The sequence below is a fragment of the Paraburkholderia sabiae genome, from assembly GCF_030412785.1.
Classification (GTDB): Bacteria; Pseudomonadota; Gammaproteobacteria; order Burkholderiales; family Burkholderiaceae; genus Paraburkholderia; species Paraburkholderia sabiae.
Genome location: NZ_CP125296.1, coordinates 1,593,806 through 1,620,205, shown reverse-complemented (window position 1 = coordinate 1,620,205; position 26,400 = coordinate 1,593,806). Strand labels below are relative to the sequence as shown.

24 protein-coding genes are annotated in these 26,400 nt (G+C 63.1%); 13 read left to right on the top strand and 11 right to left on the bottom strand.

From position 1 onward, the window contains the following. Positions 1-30: 30 nt before the first annotated feature. The 3 genes from QEN71_RS36715 to QEN71_RS36705 all read right to left on the bottom strand — a co-directional run bounded on the left by QEN71_RS36715 (position 31) and on the right by QEN71_RS36705 (position 2,600). Complete coding sequence (locus QEN71_RS36715; RefSeq protein WP_201655078.1) at positions 31-951, bottom strand: anti-sigma factor family protein; 921 nt, start codon at positions 949-951, stop codon at positions 31-33. Positions 952-1,122: 171 nt separating this feature from the next. Next, positions 1,123-2,055, bottom strand: a complete 933-nt coding sequence (locus tag QEN71_RS36710) for an anti-sigma factor (RefSeq protein ID WP_201655081.1) — start codon at positions 2,053-2,055, stop codon at positions 1,123-1,125. Continuing rightward, positions 2,052-2,600 carry an RNA polymerase sigma factor gene (locus tag QEN71_RS36705; RefSeq protein ID WP_201655084.1) on the bottom strand — a complete coding sequence of 183 codons (549 nt, stop codon included), beginning with the start codon at positions 2,598-2,600 and terminating at the stop codon, positions 2,052-2,054. The genes QEN71_RS36710 and QEN71_RS36705 overlap by 4 nt, the downstream gene beginning before the upstream one ends. 280 nt (positions 2,601-2,880) lie before the next feature. Here QEN71_RS36705 and QEN71_RS36700 point away from each other — a divergent pair, with 280 nt between their 5' ends. After that, on the top strand, positions 2,881-3,213 hold the full coding sequence (locus QEN71_RS36700) for a DUF2322 family protein (RefSeq protein WP_201655087.1): 333 nt from the start codon (positions 2,881-2,883) through the stop codon (positions 3,211-3,213). Positions 3,214-3,218: 5 nt separating this feature from the next. Here the strand turns inward: QEN71_RS36700 and QEN71_RS36695 are convergent, their stop codons facing one another. Then, positions 3,219-4,691, bottom strand: a complete 1,473-nt coding sequence (locus QEN71_RS36695; RefSeq protein WP_201655090.1) for an HD domain-containing phosphohydrolase — start codon at positions 4,689-4,691, stop codon at positions 3,219-3,221. 192 nt (positions 4,692-4,883) lie between these two features. On the opposite strand from QEN71_RS36695, the gene QEN71_RS36690 reads away from it, so the two are divergent. Continuing rightward, positions 4,884-5,627, top strand: a complete 744-nt coding sequence (locus QEN71_RS36690; protein WP_377791422.1) for an alpha/beta fold hydrolase — start codon at positions 4,884-4,886, stop codon at positions 5,625-5,627. A 64-nt stretch (positions 5,628-5,691) separates the two neighbouring features. Here QEN71_RS36690 and QEN71_RS36685 read toward each other — a convergent pair whose 3' ends face one another. After that, positions 5,692-6,582, bottom strand: a complete 891-nt coding sequence (locus QEN71_RS36685) for a LysR family transcriptional regulator (protein ID WP_201655096.1) — start codon at positions 6,580-6,582, stop codon at positions 5,692-5,694. Positions 6,583-6,843: 261 nt separating this feature from the next. Between QEN71_RS36685 and QEN71_RS36680 the strand changes: the two genes are divergently transcribed. The 7 genes from QEN71_RS36680 (at position 6,844) to QEN71_RS36650 (ending at position 13,869) form a co-directional block, all read left to right on the top strand. Continuing rightward, positions 6,844-7,788, top strand: coding sequence for an aromatic alcohol reductase (locus QEN71_RS36680; protein ID WP_201655099.1), 945 nt, complete (start codon positions 6,844-6,846; stop codon positions 7,786-7,788). Between the two features lie 241 nt (positions 7,789-8,029). Continuing rightward, the gene (locus QEN71_RS36675) at positions 8,030-9,028 is read left to right on the top strand and encodes a 2-keto-3-deoxygluconate permease (protein WP_201655102.1); all 999 of its coding nucleotides are present in this window, start codon (positions 8,030-8,032) and stop codon (positions 9,026-9,028) included. Next, positions 9,025-10,284 (top strand): four-carbon acid sugar kinase family protein, encoded by a 1,260-nt coding sequence (locus QEN71_RS36670; protein WP_201655105.1) that lies wholly within the window; start codon positions 9,025-9,027, stop codon positions 10,282-10,284. Before QEN71_RS36675 ends, QEN71_RS36670 begins: the two co-directional genes overlap by 4 nt. Positions 10,285-10,322: 38 nt before the next feature. Continuing rightward, positions 10,323-11,321 (top strand): 4-hydroxythreonine-4-phosphate dehydrogenase PdxA, encoded by a 999-nt coding sequence (gene pdxA, locus QEN71_RS36665; RefSeq protein WP_201655108.1) that lies wholly within the window; start codon positions 10,323-10,325, stop codon positions 11,319-11,321. Between the two features lie 64 nt (positions 11,322-11,385). Next, the gene (locus QEN71_RS36660) at positions 11,386-12,156 is read left to right on the top strand and encodes a DeoR/GlpR family DNA-binding transcription regulator (RefSeq protein ID WP_201655111.1); all 771 of its coding nucleotides are present in this window, start codon (positions 11,386-11,388) and stop codon (positions 12,154-12,156) included. Positions 12,157-12,297: 141 nt separating this feature from the next. After that, positions 12,298-13,272, top strand: a complete 975-nt coding sequence (locus tag QEN71_RS36655; RefSeq protein ID WP_201655114.1) for a cysteine synthase A — start codon at positions 12,298-12,300, stop codon at positions 13,270-13,272. Between the two features lie 111 nt (positions 13,273-13,383). After that, positions 13,384-13,869, top strand: a complete 486-nt coding sequence (locus tag QEN71_RS36650) for an aminoacyl-tRNA deacylase (RefSeq protein ID WP_201655117.1) — start codon at positions 13,384-13,386, stop codon at positions 13,867-13,869. Positions 13,870-13,883: 14 nt separating this feature from the next. Here QEN71_RS36650 and QEN71_RS36645 read toward each other — a convergent pair whose 3' ends face one another. Both QEN71_RS36645 and QEN71_RS36640 read right to left on the bottom strand, forming a co-directional pair. Continuing rightward, a complete protein-coding gene (locus tag QEN71_RS36645) occupies positions 13,884-14,669 on the bottom strand; it encodes an aldolase (protein ID WP_201655120.1) in 786 nt (261 codons plus the stop codon). Positions 14,670-14,688: 19 nt separating this feature from the next. Further along, positions 14,689-15,393, bottom strand: a complete 705-nt coding sequence (locus QEN71_RS36640) for a haloacid dehalogenase type II (RefSeq protein ID WP_201655123.1) — start codon at positions 15,391-15,393, stop codon at positions 14,689-14,691. Between the two features lie 116 nt (positions 15,394-15,509). Here QEN71_RS36640 and QEN71_RS36635 point away from each other — a divergent pair, with 116 nt between their 5' ends. After that, complete coding sequence (locus tag QEN71_RS36635; RefSeq protein WP_201655126.1) at positions 15,510-16,358, top strand: LysR substrate-binding domain-containing protein; 849 nt, start codon at positions 15,510-15,512, stop codon at positions 16,356-16,358. On the opposite strand, the gene QEN71_RS36630 is transcribed toward QEN71_RS36635, so the two are convergent. After that, the gene (locus tag QEN71_RS36630; protein WP_201655130.1) at positions 16,355-17,695 is read right to left on the bottom strand and encodes an LLM class flavin-dependent oxidoreductase; all 1,341 of its coding nucleotides are present in this window, start codon (positions 17,693-17,695) and stop codon (positions 16,355-16,357) included. The two genes, QEN71_RS36635 and QEN71_RS36630, sit on opposite strands and share 4 nt — an antisense overlap. Before the next feature lie 342 nt (positions 17,696-18,037). Here QEN71_RS36630 and QEN71_RS36625 point away from each other — a divergent pair, with 342 nt between their 5' ends. The 3 genes from QEN71_RS36625 (at position 18,038) to QEN71_RS36615 (ending at position 21,011) form a co-directional block, all read left to right on the top strand. After that, positions 18,038-18,307 (top strand): hypothetical protein, encoded by a 270-nt coding sequence (locus QEN71_RS36625; RefSeq protein WP_201655133.1) that lies wholly within the window; start codon positions 18,038-18,040, stop codon positions 18,305-18,307. 208 nt (positions 18,308-18,515) lie between these two features. Continuing rightward, a complete protein-coding gene (locus QEN71_RS36620) occupies positions 18,516-19,490 on the top strand; it encodes a LysR family transcriptional regulator (protein ID WP_201655137.1) in 975 nt (324 codons plus the stop codon). A 150-nt stretch (positions 19,491-19,640) separates the two neighbouring features. Next, entirely contained in the window at positions 19,641-21,011 is a 1,371-nt protein-coding gene (locus QEN71_RS36615; protein WP_201655140.1) for an MFS transporter, read from the top strand. 77 nt (positions 21,012-21,088) lie between these two features. Here the strand turns inward: QEN71_RS36615 and QEN71_RS36610 are convergent, their stop codons facing one another. The 3 genes from QEN71_RS36610 to QEN71_RS36600 are packed head-to-tail and all read right to left on the bottom strand — an operon-like array spanning position 21,089 to position 26,378. Next, positions 21,089-23,512 (bottom strand): beta-galactosidase, encoded by a 2,424-nt coding sequence (locus QEN71_RS36610; protein WP_201655143.1) that lies wholly within the window; start codon positions 23,510-23,512, stop codon positions 21,089-21,091. Then, entirely contained in the window at positions 23,509-25,482 is a 1,974-nt protein-coding gene (locus tag QEN71_RS36605) for a beta-galactosidase (RefSeq protein ID WP_201655146.1), read from the bottom strand. Before QEN71_RS36605 ends, QEN71_RS36610 begins: the two co-directional genes overlap by 4 nt. Positions 25,483-25,526: 44 nt before the next feature. After that, on the bottom strand, positions 25,527-26,378 hold the full coding sequence (locus QEN71_RS36600) for a carbohydrate ABC transporter permease (protein ID WP_201655149.1): 852 nt from the start codon (positions 26,376-26,378) through the stop codon (positions 25,527-25,529). Positions 26,379-26,400: the final 22 nt, after the last annotated feature.

The window sequence follows — 26,400 nt, the reverse complement described above, 5'->3', positions numbered from 1 at the left end:
CATGCAGCGCGCGCGACGGCGCAGACTGCATCAAACGGAACCGAAAAGCGGATCGAAATGGCGTTCGGCGATCTCTTTGCCAAGCGGTGCAAGATCGCCATTGCTGGTTGCGCCGATCAGCGCGTAGCCGAGTTTGGACTCGCGCCACGTGACGACGTTCATCGTATCGACGCGCTGCGAGGCGACCGACTGATTCGCCTTGTCTTCCTTGATCACGCACAGCGCAACAGGGTCGCCTTTTTCCGGCAGATAGACGATCTGCACGAGCGGACGGCCATGAAACTTCAGGCGCTGCACGCGGATGAACCGCAGCCCCGCCTTGCTCAGATCGGGCACGCGCAGCGCGATACCGTCTTCCGTGCGGATTTCGTCGACGGTGCTTTGCGCGTCGGATACGTCGGGCCACAAGTGCGAGACGGTGTCGCGCGAATACAGTTGCTGATAGCTCGCCGCGACCTGCACCCATGGCAGCGAAGTCATGGACGATGAGGCGAGCGTGGCCGTGTTGCCCGCGTTGTTGCCCGGAGTAAAGCCGACGCCGGGCGCGAGCCGCAGCACGACGCCGCAGCAGAACGCGCCGCCGACGAACGCGACAGCCAGCCATGCGGGCGCGATGCGCAGACGCGAGCGCACGGGCGCGGACGGCGGCAATTGCGCGTTGTGTTCGATGGCGGGATCGTTCGCACCTTGCGCGACGGGCGGCGTGCCGCGCTTCGCGGCTTCCGTATGCGCGCGCAGCAGTTCGTCGACGCGTTTGACGAGGCTGGCCGGCACGGGCGGCAGCTTCTGTTCGGCGAACGCCTCGCGATACGGCAGGCGCGACGCCTTGAAGAGGGCGACCTTGTCCGCGAGCTCCGCGTGTGCACGGAGTTCGTCTTCGATCTGCTGACGTTCCTGCGGCGACAGTTCGTCGTCGACATACGCCATCAGCACCGTATCGTCGACATTCATACGCTCGGGCCCTGGTCGGAAGTGCCGCGACAGTTGCAATGGCTCATGTCACGGCGATGTCACAGCTAGCTGGCTATCAAGTATAGCGTTCTATGCAAACAATGGGGTCAATGTACCGATTTGACGTGCATCGGCGCGAAGATCTGACAGTTCGCGCGCACCGATGCGACGTCAACTCGACACGGCATGCTCCGGCACGGGCGCGCGGCTGAACATTGCATCGACATCGCGATTCGCGATCATCTTGCCGAGCCGGTCGAGATCGACCTGACCCGCCGAGCCGATCAGCGCATAGCTCAGTTCCGACTGCCGCCACGTGACGACGTTCATGTCGTCGATCTTCTGCTGCGCGATCGACTGGTCCGGCTTCGCATCCTTCACGACGCACAGCGCAACGGGGCCGCCCGATTTCGGCAGATAGACGATCTGCACGAGCGGCTTGTCGTGAAAGTGCAAACGCTGGATGCGCTTGAACGTCAGCCCTTGCGCGCTCAGATCGGGTACGCGAACGGGCAATCCGTCGATCTCGTGAATATCGGCGACCGTCTTTGCCGACACGGCCGGGTCCGTCGTCACAGCCACTGTGTCGCGCGAATAGAGCGCCTGATAGCCGGCCGCCGCCATCACCCACGGCGATGCGGGCTGCGCGGATGCCACCGTCGACGTCGCGCCGCCCGACAGCACGCCGGGCGTCAGACGCAACGCAATACCGCAGCAGAACACGCCTGCCACGAACGCGACGGCGAGCCACGGCGCGGAAAAGCGCATGCGCGAGCGGATCGGCGCGGACGGCGGCACGCCTGCCTTGGACGGTGCGACGGCATCGTTCGCGGCGGGATCGGCGGCAGGGCCGGGCGGTACGGTCGACGTCGCGCTCGCATGCGTGCGCGTCAGTTCGGCGATCTTGCGCGTCAGCGAATCGGGCACGGGCGGCAGCTTCTGCTGCGCGAAGGCGTCGTGAAACGGCAGGCTCGACGCGCGGAACAGTTCGATCCGCTCGGCGAGTTCCGGCGATTCATCCAGTTCGCGTTCGATCTCGCGACGCTCCTCGATATCGAGTTCGCCGTCGACATAGGCCATCAGCATGATGTCGTCGACTTTCATGATGCCGAGTCCTTGCCGAACGCAGCCATTTTCAGCGGCTGCGCTGCCTTGCCCGCGAACAGCGCGCCGATCGCCTGACGCCCGCGCGACAGCCGGCTCATCACCGTGCCGATGGGCACGCTCAGCGCTTCCGCCGTCTCGCTGTAGCTGAGGCCTTCGACGGCGACGAGCAGCATCACGACACGCTGCGCTTCGGGCAGACGCTGCACGGCCTCGATGATCTGCGCATTCATCGTGATCTGTTCCGGCGTGCGCGCAGACGGGTCTTCAACCGTTTCGAGAAAGTCGTCGTCCCACTCCATGCTCGAACGGCTGCGCACGGAACGCGCGCGCAACTCGTTGATCCACGTGGAATGAACGATCGAAAACATCCAGCTAAGCGGGGCCGTGTCCGCCTGCAACTGATGCGCGCGTTCCAACCCGCGCACGCACGCGCGCTGCACGAGATCTTCGGCGTCGTGCTGATCGCCGGAAATACGCAATGCGAAAGCCCATAACCTCGGAAGCATGTCGGGCAGCATGCTGGACAAGTCTGCGCCTGTCATGGAAGTCGTTCCTTGCTACTGACTACTGACTCGGTGGTCTGCCCTCGATGAAGGCAATGAGGCGGTGCGCGGCAACCGACGAGGCGCACTCGATAAACGGACGGAATTCAAGCCAATGATTTTAACTTCGATCTGGCAATATTGCTGACAAGCGGATTGGGCTTCGGATTTGCAGTGCACGCTTCGGCATAGGGGTGGAATCGAGTGGCGGGAACCTTGCACGCGATGATCGGATAAGATACGGCCCGCCAGTCAATTTCCGAACGATGGAGTGTTTTCAGTGATTCAACCGGGCAACGTATTCAAGGACAACCTCGCACAACTGCCGGGCATCGACGGTATCGAGCGTATCGATCTCGTCGACAGCAAGGGCGCCGTGGTCGCGAGCATCGAGAACAAGCCGGGCAAGCAGGGCTCGCTCGCCGTGTACCACTATTTGCGCGAAGCCTTCGGCACGCTCGATGCGAAAGCCGCTGAACATGGCCTTGCCGTGTTTGCCGAACACACGGCCGACGCGCGCAACCGTCCGGGCGCGCATCCGAATGTCGATCGCCTGCTCGAGGTTGCTGCCGGCGGCGAGGCGTTGAACATCGACGTCGTGCGCAACGCCTGAGCGCATCACAGCAGTCCAAGCGCGAGCGCCTTGAGCGTCGCGGCGGCGCGTGTCGAGCAGTCGAGCTTGCGAAACACGCTTTCGACATGCGTGCGCACGGTGCTCGGACTCAGCGACAGATCGCGGGCGACTTCCTTGTTGCTCGCGCCGCGCGAAATGCCGCGCAGCACGTCGATTTCGCGCGTGGACAGACGCGCCGTCTGCGCGCGCGGATTCACCACACGCCGTTGCGAAGAACCCGCGTCGATCAGTGCATTGACGACATCGGCATCGTAGCGGCCTTGCGCAGCTTCCTCTTGCAGCAGCTTCGCGGCGTCGCGATCCGCTAACGCAGCACGCCACGGACGCGCCGCGCGCAACGCAACCCACGTCGCGCTTGCGGCGAGAATGCGTGCTTCGATCGACAGCGCCGCGTTCGACGCACCGCGAAAATATCCCGAGCCGTCGAGACGTTCATACGCATACGAACCGAGTTCGGCGGCTTCTGCGAGCGAGCCTGTTTGCCTGCCCGCGCGCGAAGTCCAGTACGGCACGAGCCGCGCTTTTTCCCACGCAGCCTGCGACAGCCGCGACGGCGTATTCCAGACCGGGTTCGGTACGGCCGCGCGTCCCATGCTGTGAATCAGGCCCGCGCAATAAAGGCGGTTCTGCGCGTTGGCATCGAGCGCGAATTGCGCTGCGCACGATGCAGCCGTCGCCGCGACGCTGCGCGAATAGCCCGTCATCCAGGGCAATTTCAGATCGATGATGTCGGCGATCAGTTCGACGGGCGAGACGTCGTTCATCTGCGGCGTCAGCAGCGCGGCATCGATCGACGCGGCGTCCGCCTGTTCGAGTTCGTCGAGCCATGCAGGCGCGAGCCGGACCGCGAGACGCGCGAGCTTGTCGGGATAGCGCGCATCGGCGCGCTGGCCAATCAGCGCACAGGCCCGTTCGACACCATACGTGCGCGCAAAAATCTCCAGCTCGCCCGCAAGCGCGACGATGAACACGGTGGTCGGCACCGCGCTGCCCGCCAGGTGATCGGGCGTGCCGCTGCCGTCCCACGATTCGAACACGTGCCGCAGCGTGGTCTGCGTGCCTTGACCGAGACCGAGCATGCGCGCCGCTTCGCCCGACACTTCGCAATGGATACGCGCGAGTGGCGTCAGGACCGCGCCGAGGTCGCCGTGCAAGCCGATCGGCCCGGCCCAGTCCGGCTTGAGCGCAAGCATTGCCTCGCGGCTCGCGACGTCGTCGCCGAGCGCTTCCGCGAAGCCCGATGCATTCGCCGTGCAGCCCGACCAGCGCAGCAGCGACGCCTCGCATACGGCGACGACGGCAGTGTCGTCGAGTTCCGCCGCGCGCGCGAGGCGCACGGCGAGCCATGCGGTGCGGATCGAATGATCGGTCGGCTGCCCCATGCTCAGATCGCCGATGAAGGCGAGCGCCTTCACGGCATCGAACACGCGAACGGCGGGGCCTGGCGAAGTTTGCATGAGTGCGTGAGGCGGTCGATTGTCGAGCCTCACTATACCCCGCGAGGCTTTGCGCGAGATCGGTCATTTGACCGATACCCGCTGCGGGAGGCGTCTGCGATGCTTCGCTCCGTTCCTCTTCCTGAATCTCCTCGCTACCTGAAGGACATATCGCTCATGAATTCGCTTGTCAGAAAGTGCATCGCTTCCGTCATGCTCGCCGGCTCGGTGCTGTCGTTGAACGCGGCGCAGGCCGCCCAGCCGCAGGATCTGAAAGGCAAGAGCGTCGTGCTGGTGCACGGCGCGTTCGCCGATGGTTCGAGCTGGGAGAAGGTGATTCCGCTACTCGAAGCGCGCGGGCTGCATGTGGTTGCCGTGCAGAATCCGCTGAGTTCGCTGGCGGACGATGCCGCCGCCGCGAAGCGCGCGATCGATGCGCAGAACGGGCCCGTTGTGCTCGTCGGCCATTCGTGGGGCGGTGCGGTGATTACCCAGGCAGGCAACGACGACAAGGTGAAGGCGCTGGTCTACGTGGCGGCTTTCGCGCCGGATAGCGGACAGTCGCTCAACGACGTGCTCAAGGGCAAGCCGGCGCCTGCATGGGTGAGCGAGTTGCAGAAGGACTCAGGCAACTTCCTGACGCTGTCGACGAAAGCGATCGACAACGACTTCGCACAAGACCTGAGCCCGGCGCAGAAGCGGATCGTCGCGGCGACGCAAGGCCCGTGGTTCGCCGGTGCGACCGACGACAAGGTCACGGATGCCGCATGGCACTCGAAGCCCACGTACTATGTCGTCGCGAATCATGACCGCATGATCGATCCGCGTTTGCAGGACGCGATGGCGGCGCAGATGAAGGCGAAGGTGACGCACCTCGACAGCAGCCATGTGCCGATGCTGAGCAAGCCCGAAGCAGTGGCGAATGCGATCATCGAGGCGGCTGCGAAGGCGCAGTGATCGAAGGTTTGAGGTTGTTTGAAAAAATCGCGACGCGTGTAAGGACGCGTCGCGGTTTTGCTTGTCATCGCGGAAAAATCTCTGCGATCCATTCGACGAACGCCTTCACGGCCGCGCTCGAATGCGTGCGGTTCGGATAAACGATCGAAACGGGCACAGGCGCGCTTCTCGATTCCCTCAGCACCTCCTTGAGCCGCCCAGACTCCAGATAAGGCTTCGCAACGAACTCCGATAACTGGATAATGCCGAGCCCTTCGATTCCGCATTGCAAATAGGCTTCGGTTTCATTGATCGCGTAGCGGCCTTGCATCGTCATCGTGACGGGTTCGCCGTTCACGTTGAAGCGCCAGTCGAGCGGACGGCCCGTCGCGTTCGATAAGTAGTTGACGGCTTCATGCATCGAAAGATCGTCGACGGATGCGGGCTCGCCGCGCTCGCGCAGATAAACGGGCGACGCGCACGTGAGCCAGGTCAGCGTGCCGATCTGCCGCGCGATCATCGTCGAGTCGGCGAGATCGCCCGTGCGGATCGCGCAGTCGATGCCGTCGAAAATCAGATCCGCAGGCCGGTCGCTGAGTCCGAGCACGAGTTCGATGTCGGGATAGCGCCTGGCGAACGCACGCAGATTCGGCAAGACGACCGCACGGCCGATCACGCCGGGCATGTCGGCTCGCACTTTGCCACGCGGCGCAATCGTGTCTTCGCGCAGCCCACTTTCCGCACGATCGATTTCAGCAAGAATGGTTCGGCACGATGCGTAATAGCGCTCGCCGGCTTCCGTCAGGCTCAGTGTGCGCGTGCTTCGCCGTAGCAGCACCGTGCCCAGATGCTGCTCCAGATTCTTGATCGTCGTGGTGACCGACGAACGCGGCAGCGAAAGCGTTTCGGCCGCCTTGCTGAAACTGCGCGCATCGACGACGCGCACGAAGGTGTTGATCGCGTGAAGTTTGTCCATGTAAATGGCGGCCATGCCTGACGTTTGCACGCGAGCATACATGGGATGAAGCGCCGTAGCTCGCAACGGGACGCGCGTTCGGCGCACCCGCGTTGTGAATTCACGCGCGACGAACAATGCGTCGCGCGTGCCGCCCTAGACTTCGGTCAACGCCATTGCGACGGGGCGAGATGCCCGACAGTCGCGATGCCATCGATTCCTTCCGGCAACGGAAGGCCATTCATCGCATCGTTTTCGATGCAGCGAAAAGGGTAACGCGTCATGACGCAACAACGCATTCTCGTTCTGGGCGCAGGCGAACTCGGCATGTCCGTGCTGCGCAATCTTGCACGGCGCGCGGCGTCGTCGGCATTGAGCATCAGCGTGCTGCTTCGTCCGTCCACCGTCCATTCCGCCGATCCGGGCAAACAACGCGAAATCGCCGAGCTGCGCGTGCTCGGCATCGCGCCCATACCCGGCGATCTCGCCGCAGACTCCGCCCAAACGCTCGCCACATGTTTCGCGCAGTTCGATATCGTCGTGTCGTGTACGGGGTTCGTTGGCGGCAAGGGCGTGCAGTTGAAGATCGCGCGCGCGGCGCTGGACGCGCGCGTGCCGCGCTTCTTTCCGTGGCAGTTCGGCGTCGACTACGACGTGATCGGCAGGGGCAGCGCGCAGGATCTGTTCGACGAGCAACTCGACGTGCGCGATGTGTTGCGCGCGCAGTCGGATACGGATTGGGCGATCGTGTCGACGGGCATGTTCACGAGCTTTCTGTTCGAGCCGTCGTTCGGCGTGGTGGACGTCGAGCGCGGCATCGTGCGGGCGCTCGGCGGATGGGACAACGCGGTCACGGTCACGACGGCGGAAGACATCGGCGCGCTGACGACGGAGATTCTGCTGGCCGAGCCGCGCATCAAAGGCGTCGTGCATGTCGCGGGCGAGACGATCGCGTATGGACAGCTTGCCGATGCGCTCGATGCATTCACTGGCCGCGTATTCGAGCGCGTGGAATGGACGGTGCCGCACCTGAAGGCGGAACTCGCGCGCGATCCGCACGATTCGCTAAAGAAATATCGCGTCGTGTTTGCTGAAGGAAAGGGCGTCGCGTGGGACAAGGCGCGGACGTTCAATGCGCAGCGCACCATCGACGTCGAAGACGTGGCGCACTGGATGCGCAGGAATCTGGGTGACAGGCGGGTGCGCGATCCTGCCGTGTCGGCGTAAGGCACCGGGAGCACCGGGAGCGCTCCGGTCATACGGGCAGTCGAAAATCGACTGCCCGCAATCGCATTGGCATCACGCGACAATGCGCACGTCCAAAAATGATCGTTTTGCGCAAAAGCTCAACCAATTTGCGCGATCCGATCAAAGCGACTACACTGCGAACTGATCGATTTGATCGAATCGGTGATTGTTTCAATCAAAAACGCGGACAGACGCGGTGTGACAAAGCCAGGAGACTCCCATGGTTCAAATCCCCATCAAGCGCTCGATCGAGCGCGTTCCCGGCGGCATGATGATCGTGCCGCTGCTCATCGGCTCGCTGGTGGCGACGTTCCTGCCCGGCATGCCGAAGTTCTTCGGTTCGTTCACCAATGCGCTGTTCACGGGCGCGCTGCCGATTCTCGCCGTGTTCTACGTCTGCATGGGCGCGAGCATCGACGTGAAGGCCACGCCGTATCTGATGAAAAAGGGCGGCGCGCTGCTCGTCACGAAAGTGGGCGCGGCCGTGATCGTCGGTGTGATTCTCGGGCATCTGCTGGGTGAGCAACCGGTGTCGTCGGGACTTTTCGCGGGCATCTCGACGCTCGCCGTCGTCGCCGCGATGAACGACACGAACGGCGGCCTCTATATGGCGCTGATGGGCCAGTACGGCCGCTCGGAAGACGTCGGCGCATACACGCTGATGTCGCTCGAATCCGGCCCGTTCCTGACGATGGTGACGCTCGGTGTAGCCGGTCTGTCGGCGTTCCCGTGGCAGACGCTGGTCGGCAGCATTCTGCCGCTCGCGCTCGGCATGCTGCTCGGCAATCTCGACCGCGACATGCGCGATTTTCTCGCGAAGGCCGTGCCCGTGATGATTCCGTTCTTCGCGCTGGCGCTCGGCGCGGGTCTGGATCTGCACAAGGTGTGGCAAGCTGGCTTGCTCGGCATCGGACTGGGCATCGCTGTCGTGATCGTGACGGGCATTCCGCTCTATTTCGCCGATCGTCTGACGGGCGGCACGGGCGTCGCAGGTGTCGCGGCAGCGAACACGGCGGGTAATGCAGCGGCTGTGCCCGCGCTCGTCGCGGCAGCGAACCCGGTCTATACGGAAGCGGCGCACAGCGCGACGCTGCTGGTTGCAGCCTGTGTGGTCGTGACGGCGATCATGTCGCCGATCCTCACGTCGGCGGTCGCGAAACGCTATCAGCAGCGCAACGAACGCGCGCGCCAGGAGAATCGCCAAGGGCTGGCACGATGAAGATTCTGATCATTGCGGACGACCTGTCGGGTGCCGCGGACTGCGCGATCGGGTTCGCGAGCGCCGGGCATCGCACGGTCGTCACGCTGGAGGCGACGCGCACGCTCGCGCACGACGGCGCGGATACGATCGCCGTCGATACCGACACGCGCCGTCTCACGCCGCACGATGCTGCTACACGCACGGCGGCGGCATTTGCAGAAATGAGCGCGCGCGACCAGCGGCTCTACAAGAAGATCGATTCGACCTTGCGCGGCAACTGGGCCGCCGAAGTCGCGGGCCTTCAGACGCTCGCAGGCATGGCGATCGTCGCGCCCGCGTTTCCCGCCACAGGCCGCACGGTGCGCGACGGCCGCGTGTTCGTGCACGGCGAGCCGCTCGAACAGACGGCGACATGGAAGCTGGAACACTCGGGCCTGCCCGCCGGCATCGCGGCACAACTCGAAGCAGCAGGACTGACGACGGACCGGCTCGATGCCGAAGCGCTCGCCGACGAACCGGAAACGCTCGCGGTATGTATCGGCGCGATGGCCGCGAACGGCGTGCAGGCGCTGGTCGTCGATACACAAAGCGAGCGTGCGTTGCGCGCGCTCGCCCGCGCAACGCTGCACAGCGATGCGGCGTTTTTCTGGGTCGGCTCGGGCGGCCTGGCGCGCGAAATCGCAGCGCTCGATTCGCGCAACGATGCAGCCGAAAGCAAGCGCGGCAACGAAACATTTCCCGGCGGCCCGATCCTGATTCTGGTCGGCAGCCTGTCGGCTGTCAGCGAACGGCAATGCGCGATGCTGCGCGAACGCGGCGGCGTCGAAGAACTGATCGTGCCGCCCATCGTGTTGCGCGAAGGCGCGACACATCGCGACTGGCGTGCGTTGCAGGAACAGATCGGCGTATCGCTGAAGGCGGGTGTCGATCTGCTGCTGCGCATCGGCCGCGACGATGCGTTCGATCCCGCCGAAGGCGCGCAACTTTCAGCCGCGCTCGCCGCGCTCGTCGAACCGCACTTCACGAAGACGGGCGGCGTGATCGCGACGGGCGGCGAGACCGCGCGCGCGATGTTGTCGGCCGCGCGCATCGGCAATCTGCAATTGCTGGCCGAAGTGGAAGCGGGCGTCGCCGTCGCAAGGCCGCTTGACCCGACGCGCACGCATTGCCCCGGCGTCGTCACGAAGGCAGGCGCATTCGGCACCGATCACGCGTTGTACGCCGCATGGCTGACGCTGCGCAACGAAACTGAACGGGACGTCGTGTCGCACTGACGTCCGAGAATGAACAGCAGTATTCACGAGATCACATCATGAGCACCTACCTTCCCGTAATCGGCATCACGATGGGCGATGCAGCCGGCGTCGGCGCTGAAGTCGTCGTCAAGAGCCTCGCGCACGCATCCGTCTATGCGCAATGCCGTCCGCTCGTGATCGGCGATGCGAAGCGTCTCGAATGCGCGAACGAGATCGTCGGCGGTGCGATGACGATTCGCCGTATCGAAGATGCATCCGATGCGCGCTACGAGCAAGGCACGATCGACTGTATCGATCTCGGCCTGATCCCCGACGACCTGCCGTTCGGGCAATTGTCGGCTGTCGCGGGCGATGCCGCGTATCAGTACATCAAGCGCGCCGTCGAACTCGCGCAGTCGGGCAAGATCGACGCGATCTGCACGGCGCCCCTCAACAAGGAAGCGCTGCACGCGGGCGGCCACAAGTATCCGGGCCACACGGAAATGCTCGCGCATCTGACGGGCGTCGAAGAAGTGTCGATGATGCTCGTCGCGCCGCAACTGCGCGTGATCCACGTGACGACGCATATCGGCATCATCGACGCGATCCGCAAGATCGAGCCGGGTCTCGTGCAGCGCACCATCGAACGCGGCAACGCGACGCTCGTGAAGGCGGGCATCGAGCGTCCGCGTATCGGCGTGTGCGGGATCAATCCGCATGCGGGCGAAAACGGTCTGTTCGGCTATGGCGAAGAGGAAGAGAAGATCATCCCCGCTGTGAAGCTGCTGCAGGAACGCGGGCTTGACGTGACGGGTCCGCTGCCCGCCGATACGCTGTTCTTCCGCGCAGGTCGCGGCGACTTCGATCTGGTGGTCGCGATGTATCACGATCAGGGGCACGGTCCCGTGAAGGTGCTCGGTCTCGAAGCGGGCGTGAACGTGACGGTGGGTCTGGAAGTGATCCGCACTTCCGTCGATCACGGCACCGCGTTCGACATCGCGGGCAAGGGTGTCGTCGACGAAGGCAGCATGCTCGAAGCGCTGCGCCAGGGCGCGGAGCTGGCGACGCGCCGCTGATCGCCGATGTGGCCGGTGTAGGGGCTGGTGTAAGATCGAGCCCCATTCTCGGACTCGTGCAGACGTGAAAAAAACGATAGACCGGCATCAGGCGATTCTCGATCTCGTCCGTGCGCGCGATGCCAACGTCGAAGAGTTGTGCGCCGCACTGGGCGTGTCGGAAGCGACGATCCGCCGCGACCTGACTTCGCTCGCGAGACAGAAGCGCCTCGTGCGCACATACGGCGGCGCGACGGCTCTGGTTGGCGTGCATGAACCGGAAGCGTCGCTCGAAGAACGCAAGGCGGCGCAGCGCGAGCAGAAGGAATCGATCGCGCAGGCAGCCGCCGCGCATGTCAGCGACGGCGATACCGTATTGCTCGACGGCGGCACGACCTGCGCCGCGCTCGCGTGGCATCTGTCGACGCGCGAAGAATTGCACGTCGTCACGAATAATCTGCTCGCCGTTACGGCGCTCGCGAACGCGCCGGGCGTGCGGCTCACGCTGATCGGCGGGGAATTGCGCGGCTCCAGCATGAGCACGCTCGGGCCGCTCGCGGAACTGATCCTGAGCCGTCTGACCGTCGACCGCGCGTTTCTCGGCGCGGACGGCGTGGTCGCGGGCTTTGGTTTGTGCGAAGCGTCGGCACAACAGGCGTATCTGAAAGAGTGCATCGTCTCGCGTGCGGCGGAAATCGTCGTACTCGCCGATGCGGACAAACTCGGCCGCGCGCGTCAGCAGCACTGGACGCCGCTGCAGCGCGACTGGCGGCTCATCACATCGGCGAGTGCGGACGACGCGCTGCTCGCACCGTTTCGCGCACTCGACGAAGTGACCATCGAACTCGCGCCCTGAATCGCAATACCGCGCTGCAATCCAGCGCGACGCCCGCGAGCCGGGCGCGTGAAATGCTCCCCTGTTAGCGGTCAGGCCACAGGCCTATCCTTCGAATGTGGCAGCCGCGTTCGCTGCCCGGCACCGGAACGGGGGACGCTCATGCGCGTACACCAGGGTTTCACGGGATGCATCGGCGACACGCCGCTCATCAGGCTCGCAGCGCTCAGCAAGGAGACCGGCTGCGAGATTCTGGGCAAAGCCGAGTTCATGAATCCGGGCGGTTCTGTGAAGGATCGCGCGGCGCTCTACATCATCCTCGACGCGGAGCGGCGCGGCGCGCTCAAACCGGGCGGCACGGTCGTCGAAGGTACGGCGGGCAATACGGGCATCGGCCTCGCGCATCTATGCGCGGCGCGCGGCTATCGCTGCGTGATCGTGATTCCCGAAACGCAATCGCCCGCGAAGATGGAACTGCTGCGCGTGCTCGGCGCGGATGTGCGGCCCGTGCCCGCTGCGCCATACAAAGATCCGAACAACTATCAGAAGATCGCGGGCCGTCTCGCGGATGAACTCGACAACGCGATCTGGGCCAACCAGTTCGACAACGTCGTCAACCGGCAGGCGCATTACGAAACCACAGGTCCAGAAATCTGGCGCGATACTGCGGGCACGGTCGATGCGTTCGTCTGCGCGACGGGCACGGGCGGCACGCTTGCGGGCGTCAGCCGTTTTCTGAAGGAGCAGAAACCGGATGTGCGGATCGCGCTCGCGGACCCGCATGGCAGCGGCCTGTATAGCTACGTGAAAACAGGCGAGATCAAGGTGGAAGGCAGTTCGATTACCGAGGGCATCGGATCGAGCCGGATTACGGCCAATCTGGAAGGCACGGCAATCGACGACGCATTCCGCATCGACGATCAGGCTTGCGTGACGATGGTGTATCGCTTGCTGCGCGAAGAAGGGCTGTATGTCGGCGGATCGACGGGGATCAATGTGGCAGCCGCCGTCGAACTCGCGCGGCAGATGGGACCGGGTCACACGATCGTCACGCCGCTGTGCGATCGCGGCGAACTGTATCGCGCGCGGCTCTTCAATGAAGCGTGGTTGAAGGAAAAAGGCCTCGCTACAGCGTAAGCGATGCCGGCATTTATGCATGCGCGCATCACACCGATGTCTGCATGCGGATCATGCGCAGGCGACCTATCCTGAAGGGATCGCCTGCGACTTCCGACACGGAGGTGTGTCATGTCTATGTCTACAACGCTCCAGGAGTGCCTCACCGACAAGGGCTCCCGTTACGAAATCGTGCGTCATCCGTACAGCCATTCGAGCATGGAAACGGCAGCCGCCGCGCATGTGCCCGGCGATCGCCTCGCGAAGACCGTGCTGTTCGAAGACGAGCAGGGCTATGTGGCTGCCGTGCTGTCATCGACCTACGCGGTTCGCCTTGCCGAGCTGTCGTCGAAAACCGGACGGCATCTGGCGCTCGCGAAAGAAGTGGATTTACGCGAGCTGTTCAAGGACTGCGAATACGGCGCGTTGCCGCCCGTTTGCACCGCGTATGGCATGAAAACGTATCTGGACGACAGCCTCGTGCGTCAGCCGGACGTGTATTTCGAATCCGGCGATCACGAAGCGCTCGTGCATATGGACAGCGCGCAGTTTCTCGCGCTGATGGACGGCGCTGAGCGCGCACATTTCGGCCGAAGAATGCAGGGCATGTCCGTGTGATCCCTACGTGAGGGTTACGTCTCGAAGCGGTTGCCCGCGTTGCGCAGACGCCGCATGCCGCTGTCGAGATGTGCCCGCGCGCTTTCCGCATCGCCGAGCCGCATCTGTTCGTACGCGAGTTGCGCGACTTCGTGCGGCACGGGTTTGAGCGGGCGGTTGCTCTGCATCGCCTTGAGTTGCACTTCGGCCGCGCGTTCGAGGTAGTACAGATCGTCCCACGCTTCCGCGACGCTCGCGCCCGCGACCATCACGCCGTGATTCTTCAGGAACAGGATGTCCGCATCGCCCATGGCATTCGCGATGCGGTCGCCTTCCGAGTTATCGAGCGCGAGGCCGTTGTATTGCTCGTCGACGGCAGTGCGGCCATAGAACTTCAACGACGTTTGTCCGAGCCACAACAGCGGCGGTCCTTCGATCAGACATAGCGCAGTCGCGTTCGGCATGTGCGTGTGAAAAGCCGCCTTCACGCGCGGCATTGCCTTGTGCAAGCGCGCGTGAATGTAGAACGCTGTCGCTTCCGGCTTGCCTTCGCCTTCGATCACATTGCCGTCGAAATCGCAGATCAACAGGCGCGATGCCGTGATCTCCGAGAACGCATATCCATACGGATTGACGAAGAACAGATCGTCATGCCCCGGCACGACCGCCGAAAAATGATTGCACACACCTTCTTCAAACCCATGTTGCGCGGCCAGCTGAAAACACGCGGCCAGTTCGACGCGGGCGGTCCATACCGCGTCGGAATCGAGCGCATCGCGGCGCGATACGGTGCCAGTGTTGACGTTGAGCGTATGAGCCATCAATAGTCCTTTGCAGGTTTCACCAGCCAAGCGATGCGAACAACGGCGGCACCTTGTCCAGTGTCGCCAGTGTTGCGTCCGGTGTGTAGTCCGGCAACAGCGTGCGGCCCGTGCCGCGATCGATCCACACGCAGCGAAAGCCGATATCGCGCGCTGCCGCGTGGTCCAGATGCGGGCTTGCGCAAATATGCACGACGTCGTCGAGCGAAACGCCGATCTGTTCGTGAGCATAGTCGAAAAGCCGGCGGTCTGGTTTATACGCGCCCGCCTGCTGCGCGGTGATCACGCGGTCGATGTAGCCACCCAGTTGCGCGACGTTGCCGGCGATCACGTCATCGTCGGTATTCGACACGATGCACAGCTTGTAGCCCGCTTCCTTCAACGCACGCAACGTGCCCACCACTTCGGGGAAGGGCGGCATCGCCGAAATGCGCTCCGTGAGCATGCGGATGTCGTTGTCGTCCGCGTGCAGATTGAATTCGTCGAGCGCGATGCGCAGCGCCTCGCCCGCGACTTCGCGGAACGAGCGGTGCGGCGGCGTCTGTTCGAGCGCATGCTCGTGCCTGTCGTATACGGTGATGAACGCGCACGGATCAATCGCGGCAGCGTGCTTGCTGGCGAGAATCGCCGATACGGCTTTCTGCAGACCTTCGTCCCATTGAATCAGCGTGCCGTAGCAGTCGAAGGTCAGCCACGACGGGCGGCGTGTGTTGTCGAGTGACATGTTCGGTCCTTTCCTTGAAGCATCGATATGCAATTCAGGCTACGCCCCACCGCCGATATTCGGAAATTAAATTAAAATACGATGCTCGGTGAAAATACAAATATGAGGTGCCCGCCATGCTCGATCTCGAACTTCTGAAGACGCTGGTGTGCGTCGTCGACGAAGGCAGCTTCACGCGGGCGGGCGATCGCGTGCACCGCACGCAGTCCACTGTCAGCCAGCAGGTGCGGCGGCTCGAGGAACTGGTCGGGCGCACGCTGCTGACGCGCGACCGCACGGGCAATCAGGTGACGGCGACCGAGCATGGCGAGCTGCTCACGCACTATGCGCGCCGTTTGATTGCGTTGTCTCAGGAAGCGCAGGACGCGCTCGCCAGCGACATCTCGCGTACGCCGATCCGCATCGGTGTGCCGGAGGATTTCTGCGCGAAACGGATGGCGTCGATTCTGTCGGGCTTCGTCAAGGCGCGGCCGGACGCGCGGCTCGAAACCGTTGCGGGCATGAGCGGCGATCTGCAGCGCAAGCTGTCGGGCGGCGAGATCGAGATTGCGCTCGTCAAACGCGAACCGGGCAGCGGGCCAAGTCTTGCAGCATGGCCCGAATCGCTTGTGTGGGTACGCGGCCGTCAGATCGAAGTGCCATCCGAAGACGGCGAGCCTGTGCCGCTCGCGCTCTTCCCGCAAGGCTGCGTGTACCGCAAGCGTGCGATCCGCACGCTCGACCAGTCGAAGCGTAGCTGGCGCATCGCGTTCGGAAGTCACAGCCTGACGGGCATCCAGGCGGCTGTCGCTTCCGGCCTGGGCATCACCGTTCTGCCGACCACGGCCGTGTTGCCCGAGCACAGCCTGTGTTTCGATTTGCCGCGGCTGCCGCCCACGGAACTCGCGCTGATCGGCGCGGGCGGTCCGCTGAACGCGGTGCAATCCGCGCTGGTCGATTTTCTGCGCGACGCGGTGGCCGTCTAGTCGCCGCTACGACGCGCGAAGAAACGATTCTCCGGACGCGGCAAGCCGAGGTGATCGCGCAACGTCGTGCCTTCATAGGCGCGACGGAAAATGCCGCGACGCTGAAGCTCGGGCACGACCTTGTCGGCGAAATCGTCGAGGCCGCCGGGCAGATACGGAAACATCACGTTGAATCCGTCGGAGCCGCGCTCGATGAGCCATTGCTCCATCTCGTCGGCGATCGTCGTTGCCGTGCCGACCATCTCCAGCCCCGAATAGCCGCCTATGCGCTGTGCCAGTTGTCGAATCGTCAACTGCTCCGCACGCGCCCACTCGACCACGCGTTGCCGCGCGCTACGGCTCGCGTTGCTTTCCGGAATCTCGGGCAGCGGCGAATCGGGGTCGAGATGCGACACGTCATGACCGAGCGCGATCGACAGCGAGGCGATACCGCTGTCGTAGTGCACGAACGTATCGAGCAGGGCGCGCTTTTCTCGCGCTTCATCGAAGCTATCGCCGACCACGACGAACGCGCCGGGCAAGATCTTCAGATGATCCGGGTCGCGTCCCGCGCGCTCGACGCGGCTCTTCACGTCAGCATAGAAGCGCTTGCCTTCAGCGAGCGAGGGCGGCGCGGCGAACACGGCGTCTGCCGTTTCGGCGGCGATCTGGCGGCCCGCTTCCGACGATCCCGCCTGCACGACGACAGGCCAACCCTGCACCGGCCGCGCGATGTTGAGCGGTCCGCGCACGGACAATTGCTCGCCCTTGTGTGCGAGTACGTGCATGCGCTCGGGATTCACGTAGATACCGCTTTCGACGTCGCGCACAAACGCGTCGTCGGCCCAGCTGTCCCACAGGCCTGTGACGACATCGTAGAACTCGCGTGCTCGCCGATAGCGATCGCCATGCTCGACATGTTCGTCTAGGCCGAAGTTGAGCGCCGCGTCGGGATTAGACGTGGTGACGAGATTCCAGCCCGCGCGGCCGCCGCTCAGATGATCGAGCGAAGCAAAGCGCCGTGCGACGTGATACGGCTCGTCGAAAGTCGTCGACGATGTGGCGATCAGCCCGATGCGTTCCGTCACCGCCGACAGCGCGGCAAGCAGCGTCAACGGTTCGAACGACGTGACCGTGTGACTGCGCTTGAGCGCATCGGGCGGCATGTTGAGCACGGCGAGATGATCGGCCATGAAGAACGCGTCGAAGCACGCGCGTTCGAGCGTCTGTGCGAAGCGCTTCAGATGCGAGATGTTGAAGTTGGCATCGGGATACGCGCCGGGAAAGCGCCACGCGCCCGTGTGCAGGCTGACGGGTCGCATGAAGGCGCCGAGATGCAGTTGACGGGAACGGGTCATCGTGAAAGCCCTTGTCGAAGCGGTAAGCGTTGAGCGTTGCGCGTTGCGCGGAACAGCGAACATGCGCGAAATACGATACGACAGGTGCGCGAATCCGGCTGGCCGAATGCCACGCTTGCGTCAGCGTTGGTGTTGGCGGCACTCGAACAGCGGTCTACGAAAGGTTGGTGTTCGTCAGTCACTTCGCCCAGGCATCTCGCGCCGGATTGGATCGCGACTACGCGCCGAAGCCTTTATTTGCAGGCCTTTGGCCTCGCGCACACATGAGTCCGGTGCAATTGGCATAGCTCGTGCACAAGTCTCCACGGGTGTCTCGACGCCCACATCTGCAATGGAGACCACATGAATACGAAACTCATCGGCGCGCTGCTCGCGGCGTGCTTCGCATCGTTTGCGATGCCTGTCCTGGCCGGCGGTTATGACGCAGCTTCCGACGCTCGAACAGGCGGCGTCGTGAAAGCGTCGCACGTCGGGCATCACGCTCAGCACGACGGCGCGAATCCCGCTGCTGTGAAGAGTCACGGCGACGTTGGCGGGAGTGGGACGGGGAAATCGGAATCCGGCCGACGCGTGCCGACCGACACTATCGATCCGATGTATCGCGGCGGCTGACGCGTCTCTCGCTTGGGACACGACGCACCGAACCTGAGGCCATCGTCAGCTTTGCACGTATTTCGCCTTCAGATAAGCGCCATTTCCCATGCGATTCTGCTTCTTCGACGTGAAACTGTTCGCTAATTCCGGCTAATGAGGCAATTTGCTTGTTTTTGCCTTCCCCGACGTTCTATCCTCTTTGGTTTGGAAGCGTAAAGGGGAAAGCGTGGACCGCGTTCAGGCAATGGAAGTGTTCACCCGTGTGGTCGATGCAAACAGCTTCACGCGCGCCGCCGAGCAGCTCGGCATGCCGCGCGCGACGGTGACGACGACCATCCAGAATCTCGAAGCGGTGCTCGGCGTACGTCTGATGAACCGGACCACGCGACGTCTGTCGCTCACGCCGGAAGGCGCCGCGTATTACGAGCACTGCATTCGCATCATCACGGATATCGCGGAAACGGATGCGAGTTTTCAGGCGGGCAATCGCAAGCCGAGCGGCGCACTGCGGGTGCACATGCCGAATTCGCTCGGCCGTCATCTCGTGATTCCCGCGTTGCAGAGTTTTCATCAGCGCTATCCGGACATCGCGCTCGATCTCGGCCTGTCGGACCGTCCCGTCGATCCCGTCGAGGAAGGCATCGACTGCATGATCCGCGCGGGCGCGCTCGAAGATTCGTCGATGGTCGCCCGTCGTGTCGGCACGCTCAAGCGCGTGACGTGCGCGTCGCCCGACTATCTGGCGCGTTACGGCGAGCCGCAAAGCATCGACGATCTCGCGTTGCATCACGCGGTGAATTTCCGCGTCTCGCATGGCACGCGTCCGATGCCGTGGATCATCATTGTCGACGGCAAGCCGATCGAAGTGCGCATGAACGGCGTCGTCACGGTCAATGATTCGGAGGCCTACGTCAAGTGCGGAATGGAAGGCTTCGGCCTCATTCAGCCGATGTTGTTCATGGTCGCGCCGCAACTGCGCGACGGCTCGCTGAAGGAAGTGCTGCCCGCGTTCAAGCCGAAGCCCAAGCCGATTTCGATCGTTTATCCGAACAACCGGCATCTGTCCGCGAAGGTGCGCGTATTCGCCGACTGGGTTTCCGAGTTGTTCGAATCGACGCCGGCACTGGCGGGCGATGAAGAACGGCGCGTCGTCGTGGCCAGACGCGAGACGCAGCCGGATCATGGGCCGATTGCGGCTTAGATTGCGAATCAAGCGGCAGTGCGCGAGCGGGATCGTTTTATGCTCACGACGTGATAGAAAACATATCAGCGTTTTCCTTACTGCGGCGACTGGAACCACTCGTTGTGCATCGTGTCGGTAAACCATATCGCCCTTTATAGGGGGTGCGAAATGGTCACGGAACAGCCGGGGGCGACGCCCCTATCCGAAGAAGACGCACGCCGGCAATTGCGCCGCGCCGTCATCGCCAGCACGATCGGCACGACGATCGAATGGTACGACTTCTTCCTCTATAGCACCGTCACGGGTCTCGTATTCGCGAAGCTCTACTTTCCTGAATCGGACCCGCTCGTCGGCACCTTGCAGGCCTTCCTGATCTACGCCGTCGGCTTCATCGCGCGGCCGGTCGGCGCGGCGATTTTCGGGCACTACGGCGACCGCATCGGACGCAAGGCAACGCTGATCGTCACGCTGCTGCTGATGGGGCTCGCCACGTTTGCGGTGGCCTTTGTTCCGACCTATGCGACGATCGGAATCTGGGGTGCTGTCCTGCTCACTATTTTGCGTTTCATTCAGGGCGTAGGCGTGGGCGGCGAGTGGGGCGGTTCGGTGCTGATGTCGATGGAATGGGCGCGCACCAATGCGCATCGCGGTTTCGTCGCGTCGTGGCCGCAATTCGGCGTGCCCGCCGGGCTGTTCATCGCGAACCTCGCGGTGCTGGCGATCAGTCAGATATCCGGCAACGCGTTTCTCACGTGGGGCTGGCGCGTGCCGTTCTTTCTCAGCATCGTCCTCGTCGCGATTGGCCTATACATCCGACTGAATATTCTGGAAACACCGATCTTTGCGCGGCTGCTCGCAGAACGGAAGATCGAAAAGGCGCCGGCGCTCGAAGTGATCCGCCGTCAGCCGAAAGACATTCTGCTTTCCGCACTCGCGCGCATGGCCGAGCAGGCACCGTTCTACATCTTCACGGCCTTCGTGTTCACATACGGCGTCAGGACGCTCGGTGCCTCGCGCGATCTGTTGCTCACGGCTGTTCTCGCGGCTTCCTTGCTGGAGTTCGTCACGATTCCGCTGTTCGGTCACGTGTCCGATCTGATCGGGCGAAAGCGCATGTATATGATCGGCGCGGCGTTGGTCGGCATATTCGGTTTCGTTTACTTCGCGATGGTCGACACGAAGAATCCGGTATGGATATTCGCCGCGATCGTGCTCTCGCTGGTGCCGCACTCGATGCTGTATGGTCCGCAAGCCGCGTTGATCGCCGAGACGTTCACGGGGCGGCTGCGTTATAGCGGCGCGTCGCTGGGCTACCAGCTTGCGTCGGTGATCGCGGGCGGTCCCGCGCCGTTGATCGCGACTGCGCTGTTTGCGTATTACCACTCGGGCTATGCGATCGCGGTTTATATTTTTGTGTGCGCCGTGATTAGTTTGTTGGCCACTTCGCGTCTGGGCGATTACACGAACCGGGATATCTCGCGCGAATACGATGAAGCGCGAAGGATGGACGATCATGGACATCCGACGCCCGCCCGCTGACCTGTAGTGCGTTGCAGAACAAAAAGCTGGCGTACGCGCATCGGTTGCGCGTACGCCGTCAAGACGGTCCTCGACCGTCACCTTCTCGAAACGATCACTTCATACTCGGGCACGTAGCTCACGCTTTGCACTTCAGCGACCTGATCGTTGGAGTCGACGCGCGGATCGTAACGTGCGTCGAGATAGATGGGCGCGTCGGCGCGTAGCGGGAGCACGGTCAGTATCAGCGGCTGTCGCGGATCGATCGCCACGTTGCGCACGCCGACCTGCCACGGCAAGCCGTTGTAGTAGTGATCGTCGATCATGTCCGCCCCTGAAAACAGCCGGCCGATATCGCCTGTGTAGCGAATCGACAGATACGCGTTGCTCAGGCCAGGTGCGTTCAACGCTTCTTCCGGCAGATCGATACGCCACGCGGCGGCTTTGCCAAATGTCTCCGGTGTGGGCTCGACGGCGGCATGTGCTGTACCGCCCAGCACGATGGGTGGCATCTTTTGAGCCGTACGCAAAGGCGTGATACGTGCATCGAATGCGATGGGCGGCACGGTAATGGTGAAGCGCTGGAAGACGCCGTATCGCTGCGATTCGACCATTTGATGCGTCGATGAAGGCGTGTGCGTGAGCGGTGGATACACGGCGAAATCGAACGATGCAGAACCGGTCGAACGCAACACGAGTTCGCCATCGCGTTCGAATGTCAGCGCATCGGTGAGGATCAGTCGACGCTGGCCGTCGAACGTCAACGCGCTCAGTCGTTCGCTGTCTTCACGTGCGAGTGTGATGATCGTGATGCGTGTGCCGTCGCTGCAAGTCGCGATGAATGCTTCGCCGGGTGTCGCGTGCACGATGAGCGCATCGTCGCTTTCATGCACACCGAGCGTCGAGCGAGCATCGGCAGGCGTGACCTGTTTCACCGAGTCCGCTTCAAACGCGAACTCGGGTGCGATGCCTTCCGTCGCCGCGAACACATGCGTCTCCCCTTCAGAAGACGTGAGCCGCGTGACGGGCTGCGCCGTTGCATACCGCAAGCGCGCGTTGCCGAGCGGCAAACCGATCGGCCAGATGAACCACACGCCCGGTGCGATATCGATCGGCGTCGAAGGTAGCGTGATCGCGCGTGTCGCGAGCTTCACGGCGAACTGCACGCCGCGCTGCGCTGGCATCCGATGCTGCCGCACATGGTTATTGAAGAACAGGAAGCCACGATCGCCATCGGCGCGCACCGAATAGCGCGGCGTTTGCAGATCGTCGTGGCCTTGCGGGATGACGTCGGGCCGATACACATCGCACGTTGCCAGCGCGCGGCCCCATTGCTGAAGGAACAGATGCATCGGCCGCACTTTCCCGAGCACAGGATGCGCTTCGCCATTCGCGCCGAACGGCGCCTGAAAATCGTAGTGAATGATGGGCAGGTCGTTGTAGCCGCCCGTCGCCGTTGATTCCTGTCCGTCGAGATCGCCAGGCGGATTGCGCCCGCCGTGCAGCATGTAGTAGCCGTACAGGTTCACGCCGGAGCCCAGTTGCACGGGCAGCATTGCGGCGATGTCGTCGGCGTCCAGGACGGGGCGGCGCCGATACATCGTCGGTACGCCGCCGCCGTATTCCGCGCCGAGAAAAGGCGTTTCTTCGGCGACGGCATCGGCATCGCCCGGTCCATCGTTGTGCGTCTGCGCACCGAGATCGCCGCCGACGCGGCTCGTGAAGCGAAACCCATAGACTTCGTTGGGCGGCGACATCGCGGTCGACGTGCCCCACGGCAAGTCCGGATAGCCGCCGAATACGGGCGTCACGTCTCGGCGCGGAAACACCGCGTTGTCCCAGCCCGTCACGGTGTACAAGGGCACATCGAGTCCTGCTTCGAGTGCCAGACGCTTGAGCGTCGCGATATGCTCGCGTCCTTGCTGCGGCCCCGTCAGATTGTATTCGTTCTCTAGCTGAATACCGATGACGGGACCGCCATCCTTCCACAACAAGCCCTGCAACTGTATGGCGATCTCTGCGAAAAAACGCTGCACGTATTGCAGATACAGCGGATCGTCGCTGCGCGCAGGCACCTGATCGACGACCCACGCGGGAATGCCGCCATAGCGGACTTCCGCATGCACCCATGGACCAATGCGCACGAACGCGAGCAAGCCGCGTTGCGCGCTGGTTTCAACGAAGCGCCGCAGATCGTTACGCGCAGTCCAGTCGAACTGTCCGGGGCGCGGCTCGTGATAACGCCAGATCACATACGACGACACGATATCGACGCCCGCCGCCTTCACCTTGGCCAGTTGATCGTCCCATTGCGCTTCGGGCACACGCGAATAGTGCAACTCGCCCATCACGGGCAGCCACGGCTCGCCGTCGCGCGTCAGATAGCGGCTGTTGATGCCGATCGCGCTGCCATCGGGCGACGTGTTCGTGCCCATCTGCAGCATGCCCGTACGCGGCGTTACGGCAGGGCGGCTGGCGTCGACGGTCAGCAGCGTCGACGCGTGCGGCGAGCGGGCTGTCATGCGTCGATCCATGCGCACACATCGGCGGTGCCGAGCGTGCGTTGTCCCAGCACGAATTGCGCGTTCTCGGGTGCGGGCGCTTCGACGCTTTCCGCGCCGAAGTTGAACGCGAACGTGAATTCGCCGCGTCGACGCACACGCAGTCCTGCGGGCAAATGCGTTACCACGAGTCCGGCATCACGCGCCGCGCCTTCCATTAGCGCACGATGCAACGGCGCATCGAACCACGCGCTTGCATAGCGCACATGTCCACGCGCAACGACGGCGGGCCAGTTGTCATCGAAACGCGCGAGCACGTCGACGCCGTCGCGCGTTTCCAGATGTTCGCGCCAGTGCAATGCGATGCCCGTCACGCCGTCGAGTGTCGCTGACGGCTGAAGCGTCGGACGCAACGAATCGACTTCGAGCACCTTGAACGGCAGCGCGGTTTGCAATGCGCCTGGTGGCAACTGCGCGGGAATCGCGAAGTCGGCGGTCTTGGAACCTGTGCGCGGTCCGATGACCCATTGCGCCGACGACTGCTCGACTTTCGTTGCGAAGCCCGCCGGCAAGGCCGCAAGACCCGGCACGACGACCAGCTTGTAGCCGGAAAGATCGGCATGCGCGGACACGATATCGACGTCGAGCGCCATTTCACGCAGCGTGCGGTAGTACTCGAACGCGAGCGTCTGATAATCGAAGCCCTTCGCATGCCGCTGGATTTCGAACATCCATTGCGTCTCGTAGTCGAACACGAGCGCGACCTCAGCGCGCGGCGCAGCGCCGCTTTGCGCAAGCTTCGAAAGCGCCGCCGATTGCGCGATTTCCTGCGCAGCCCTCGCCACTTCGCGACCGCCTGGCGACAGAGTGTTGTCGGGCAGATTGAGGCCCGAATGCATCTGCTCCTGCGCGAACGGCGCCTGACGCCAGCGGAAGTACGACACCAGTTCGGCACCATGCGCAAAGGCCTCGTAGGCCCACAGACGCACCATGCCAGGCGCGGGAACAGGATTCCACGGCGCCCAGTTCACGGGGCCCGCTTCCTGTTCCATCACCCAGAAGCGGCCTTGTCCGATCGCACGATAGCGGTCGTGATCGAACGCCGACACATCGGGATGCCCGGTGCGTGCATAGCGCGCCTTGTCTTCCTCGCTCAACGCGATCACTTCGGTACGCGCAATCGGATAGCTGTCCCACGTCGCAACATCGATGCTGTTGTTCGCGGCGAAGCGATAGTGATCGAAGGTCGTGAAGAAGCCCATGAAGTTGTGCAGCATGTCCGCATTCGGCGCGTAACGGCGCAGCACATCGATCTGTTCGCGATGAAAGCTCGACACCTCGTCGGACATGAAGCGGCGGAAATCGAGCAGATGAATCGGATTCGCGTCGGTGGGCGTGAGGTTCGGCAATTCGATCGTATCGAACGACGGATACTCCATGCTCCAGAACACATTGCCCCAGCGCTGGTTCAGGTTGTCGACGGTTTCGTAACGACGCGCGAGCCACGCCTGAAAGCGCGCACGCGCAGCCTTCGAATAGCTCGGCACTGTTTCATGGCAGCCGAGTTCGTTATCCGTCTGCCACGCGACGACAGCGGGATGCGCGCCATAGCGTTGCGCCATCGCGTCGACGATACGCACGCATTCGCGTCGATACGGCTCGCTGCAAATGTCGTAGTGGCGGCGCGAACCGTAATTCCACGTCGTGCCGTCGGCGCGTACGGGCAGCATCTCCGGCATCGAATCGACGAGCCACTTCGGTGGCGACGCAGTGGGCGTGCCGAGCACGATCTTGAGGCCCGCGTCGGCGAGCGTCTTCACGGCGCGATCGAGCCATGTCCATTCGTACACGCCTGCGCGCGGTTCCATGCGGCTCCACGCGAACTCCGCGATCCGCACATGCGTGATGCCGAGTTCCACCATACGGCGCGCGTCGTCGGCCCACATCGTTTCCGGCCATTGTTCGGGGTAGTAGCAAACACCCAGTTGCATTGTCGATTTCTCCAGAGATCAGTAGTGGCTATTGGCTACGCGCGTCAGCCTTTGCTTGCGCCGAACGTAAGGCCGGCCACGAAATGTTTTTGCATCGCGAAGAACATCAGCACGGAAGGCAGTGCGGCGAGCACCGAACCGGCTGCGACGAGATTCCACGCGGTCGTCCATTGGCCCTTGAGCGCCGCGACGCCGACAGTGATGGGCGCCGCATCGTCGCCTTGCGTGAGGCACAACGCCCAGAAGTAGTCGTTCCACACGAACGTGAAGACGAGAATGCCGAGCGCGGCAAGTGCAGGGCGGATCAAGGGCAGCACAATGCGTGCATAGACGGTCCATTCGCTTGCGCCTTCGACGCGCGCCGCTTCGATCAGTTCGAAGGGCAACTGTTTGATGAAGTTGCGCAGAAACAGCGTGCAAAAGCCCGTCTGAAATGCGATGTGAAAAATGATCAGCGCCCATACCGTGTTGAACAGGCCCACTTTCAGCGCCATGTCACGCACGGGAATCATCAGGATCTGCACGGGCACGAAGTTACCCGCAACGAACGTGAACAGCACGATGATGTTGCCGCGAAAGCGATAGGTCGCGAGCGCGAAGCCCGCCATCGACGCCAGCAAAATCGCGCCGAGCACGGAAGGCACGGTGATCAGCACGCTATTGGCGAAGTAATGCAGCATCGGCGTTTGCGTGAGCGCAGTGCCGTAGTTGTCGAGCAACGCGAAGTGCTTCGGCCAGGTCCAGTAATCGCCTTGCGACAGTTCATCGGATGAACGGATCGACGTGATGAGCACGGCGAGCATCGGCAGCAGCCACACGAACAACGCGAGCGGCAGCGATGCCTTGTAGATCGCGCGATTCCAGGGTTTCCAGCGTTCGACGGGAAGCGGATACATGACAGTTCTCCTTGAGCAGGAT

Coding starts and splice junctions, on each gene's coding strand:
- QEN71_RS36610 (WP_201655143.1), bottom strand. CDS start 23,512: ATGACAGCCCGCTCGCCGCACGCGTCGACGCTGCTGACCGTCGACGCC.
- QEN71_RS36615 (WP_201655140.1), top strand. CDS start 19,641: ATGGTCACGGAACAGCCGGGGGCGACGCCCCTATCCGAAGAAGACGCA.
- QEN71_RS36655 (WP_201655114.1), top strand. CDS start 12,298: ATGCGCGTACACCAGGGTTTCACGGGATGCATCGGCGACACGCCGCTC.
- QEN71_RS36630 (WP_201655130.1), bottom strand. CDS start 17,695: ATGACCCGTTCCCGTCAACTGCATCTCGGCGCCTTCATGCGACCCGTC.
- QEN71_RS36680 (WP_201655099.1), top strand. CDS start 6,844: ATGACGCAACAACGCATTCTCGTTCTGGGCGCAGGCGAACTCGGCATG.
- QEN71_RS36605 (WP_201655146.1), bottom strand. CDS start 25,482: ATGCAACTGGGTGTTTGCTACTACCCCGAACAATGGCCGGAAACGATG.
- QEN71_RS36690 (WP_377791422.1), top strand. CDS start 4,884: ATGCTCGCCGGCTCGGTGCTGTCGTTGAACGCGGCGCAGGCCGCCCAG.
- QEN71_RS36635 (WP_201655126.1), top strand. CDS start 15,510: ATGCTCGATCTCGAACTTCTGAAGACGCTGGTGTGCGTCGTCGACGAA.
- QEN71_RS36695 (WP_201655090.1), bottom strand. CDS start 4,691: ATGCAAACTTCGCCAGGCCCCGCCGTTCGCGTGTTCGATGCCGTGAAG.
- pdxA (WP_201655108.1), top strand. CDS start 10,323: ATGAGCACCTACCTTCCCGTAATCGGCATCACGATGGGCGATGCAGCC.
- QEN71_RS36625 (WP_201655133.1), top strand. CDS start 18,038: ATGAATACGAAACTCATCGGCGCGCTGCTCGCGGCGTGCTTCGCATCG.
- QEN71_RS36600 (WP_201655149.1), bottom strand. CDS start 26,378: ATGTATCCGCTTCCCGTCGAACGCTGGAAACCCTGGAATCGCGCGATC.
- QEN71_RS36645 (WP_201655120.1), bottom strand. CDS start 14,669: ATGGCTCATACGCTCAACGTCAACACTGGCACCGTATCGCGCCGCGAT.
- QEN71_RS36640 (WP_201655123.1), bottom strand. CDS start 15,393: ATGTCACTCGACAACACACGCCGCCCGTCGTGGCTGACCTTCGACTGC.
- QEN71_RS36675 (WP_201655102.1), top strand. CDS start 8,030: ATGGTTCAAATCCCCATCAAGCGCTCGATCGAGCGCGTTCCCGGCGGC.
- QEN71_RS36715 (WP_201655078.1), bottom strand. CDS start 951: ATGAATGTCGACGATACGGTGCTGATGGCGTATGTCGACGACGAACTG.
- QEN71_RS36650 (WP_201655117.1), top strand. CDS start 13,384: ATGTCTATGTCTACAACGCTCCAGGAGTGCCTCACCGACAAGGGCTCC.
- QEN71_RS36710 (WP_201655081.1), bottom strand. CDS start 2,055: ATGAAAGTCGACGACATCATGCTGATGGCCTATGTCGACGGCGAACTC.
- QEN71_RS36670 (WP_201655105.1), top strand. CDS start 9,025: ATGAAGATTCTGATCATTGCGGACGACCTGTCGGGTGCCGCGGACTGC.
- QEN71_RS36685 (WP_201655096.1), bottom strand. CDS start 6,582: ATGGACAAACTTCACGCGATCAACACCTTCGTGCGCGTCGTCGATGCG.
- QEN71_RS36705 (WP_201655084.1), bottom strand. CDS start 2,600: ATGACAGGCGCAGACTTGTCCAGCATGCTGCCCGACATGCTTCCGAGG.